Source organism: Saccharomonospora saliphila YIM 90502 (assembly GCF_000383795.1).
Lineage (GTDB): Bacteria > Actinomycetota > Actinomycetes > Mycobacteriales > Pseudonocardiaceae > Saccharomonospora > Saccharomonospora saliphila.
In genome coordinates this window covers 1-2090 of record NZ_KB912647.1, presented here as the reverse complement: position 1 = coordinate 2090, position 2090 = coordinate 1, and the positions used below count along the sequence as shown (strand labels likewise).

1 protein-coding gene and 1 pseudogene are annotated in these 2090 nt (G+C 71.4%); one reads left to right on the top strand and one right to left on the bottom strand.

Translation table 11 applies throughout. The features are described from left to right. Positions 1 to 143 precede the first annotated feature (143 nt). The gene (locus SACSA_RS0108065) at positions 144 to 1784 is read right to left on the bottom strand and encodes an acyl-CoA carboxylase subunit beta (RefSeq protein WP_019814912.1); all 1641 of its coding nucleotides are present in this window, start codon (positions 1782 to 1784) and stop codon (positions 144 to 146) included. A gap of 161 nt (positions 1785 to 1945) precedes the next feature. Here SACSA_RS0108065 and SACSA_RS25160 point away from each other — a divergent pair. Then, positions 1946 to 2090, top strand: a pseudogene (locus SACSA_RS25160) (biotin--[acetyl-CoA-carboxylase] ligase); the annotation flags it as partial.

Below are 2090 nucleotides of genomic sequence, written 5' to 3'. Positions count from 1 at the left end.
CGGCACCGGGTCGCCGGGTGAGCCGTCCGCGGGTGTGCCGCGCTCGCGCGTGCCGTCGTCAACCATCCCGGTCCCTTCCGGCGCGGGCGGCCCGCCCGCGCCGTGCGTGTCGTCGGTGCGCCGTGCTCACAGAGGGATCGTGCTCACAGCGGGATGTTGCCGTGCTTCTTGGGCGGCAGGGTCTCCCGCTTGTCCCGCAGCATCCGCAGCGAGCGCGCCACGTAGCCGCGGGTGTGCGAGGGCGGGATCACGCCGTCCACGTACCCGCGCTCGGCGGCGACGTACGGGTTGCACAACGCGTCCTCGTACTCGGCGATCAGCCGCTCGCGCAGCGCCTCGACGTCCTGCCCCTCCTCGGCGGCGTTCGCCAGCGTCTTGCGGTGGACGATGTTGGCCGCGCCCTGCGCGCCCATCACCGCGATCTGGGCGGTGGGCCAGGCGATGTTGACGTCGGCGCCGAGGTGCTTGGAGCCCATCACGTCGTAGGCCCCGCCGTAGGCCTTGCGCGTGATCACGGTGACCAGGGGGACCGTGGCCTCGGCGTAGGCGTGGATGAGCTTCGCCCCGCGCCGGATGATGCCGTTCCACTCCTGGTCGGTGCCCGGCAGGAAGCCGGGGACGTCCACGAAGGTCAGCACCGGCACGTTGAACGCGTCGCAGGTGCGCACGAACCGGGCGGCCTTCTCGGAGGCGTCGATGTCCAGACAGCCCGCGAGCTGGGTCGGCTGGTTGGCGACCACGCCGACGCTGTGCCCGTCGACGCGGCCGAAGCCGACGACCACGTTCGTCGCGAACAGCTCGTGCACCTCGCAGAACTCGCCGTCGTCGACGACGCGGGTGATGACCTCGTGCATGTCGTAGGGCTGGTTCGGCGAGTCGGGCACCAGCGTGTCCAGCTCGGCGTCGGCGTCGGTGACACCGTCCGGGATGGAGCCGTCCACCGGCTCGGGAGGGTCGAACACCGGGGGTTCGGACAGGTTGTTCGCGGGCAGGAACGACAGCAGCTCCTTGACGTAGGAGACGGCGTCGTCCTCGTCGGGAGCGAGGTAGTGCGCGTTCCCCGACCGGGTGTTGTGGGTGCGCCCGCCGCCGAGGTCTTCGAAGGTGACCTCCTCGCCGGTGACCGTCTTGATGACGTCCGGGCCGGTGATGAACATCTGTGAGGTCTGGTCCACCATCACCACGAAGTCGGTGAGCGCGGGGGAGTAGACGTGCCCGCCCGCGTTCGCGCCCATGATGAGCGAGATCTGCGGGACGACGCCGGAGGCGTGGGTGTTGCGCCGGAAGATCTCCCCGTACAGGCCCAGCGACACCACGCCCTCCTGGATGCGCGCGCCGCCGCCCTCGTTGATGCCGATGATCGGCCTGCCGGTCTTGATGGCGAGGTCCATCACCTTGACGATCTTCTCCCCGTACACCTCACCGAGGGAGCCGCCGAAGACGGTCACGTCCTGGCTGAACACGCACACCGGGCGTCCGTCCACGGTGCCGTGCCCGGTGACCACGCCGTCGCCGTAGGGACGGTTGGCGTCCTGGCCGAAGTTGGTGGACCGGTGCCGGGCCAGCGCGTCGAGCTCGACGAACGAGCCGGGGTCGAGCAGCATGTCGATGCGTTCGCGGGCGGTCTTCTTGCCCTTGGCGTGCTGGCGCTCCACGGCGCGGGCCGACCCGGCGTGCACCGCTTCGTCGTCCCGGCGGTAGAGGTCGGCGAGCTTGCCGGCCGTCGTGTGGATGTCCGGCTCGTCTCCGGGAGGGGTCCCGAGTGGCTCCGTCGCGCTGCTCATGCCCCGTGAGCTTAATCCTGACGTGCGGGGACGGGGTGTGGCGTAGGCAACCACCACCGCGGGAGGAACGAACACGGCGGTGACCGCGCCGGGAGCGCGTACGGGCGCGTCGGCGCGCGGCGGGCGTGAGGCGGCGCGGCGCGGTCACTAGAGTCTGTGGTGTGACTGCGCGCGAACCCCTCGACACCGCACGGTTGCGTTCCCGGCTGCTCGCCCCGGCCGGCCCGTACGCCGCCGTCGACGTCGTGCCGCGCACCGGTTCGACCAACGCGGACCTGCGCGAGGCGGTGGTGGCCGGGGCGCCCG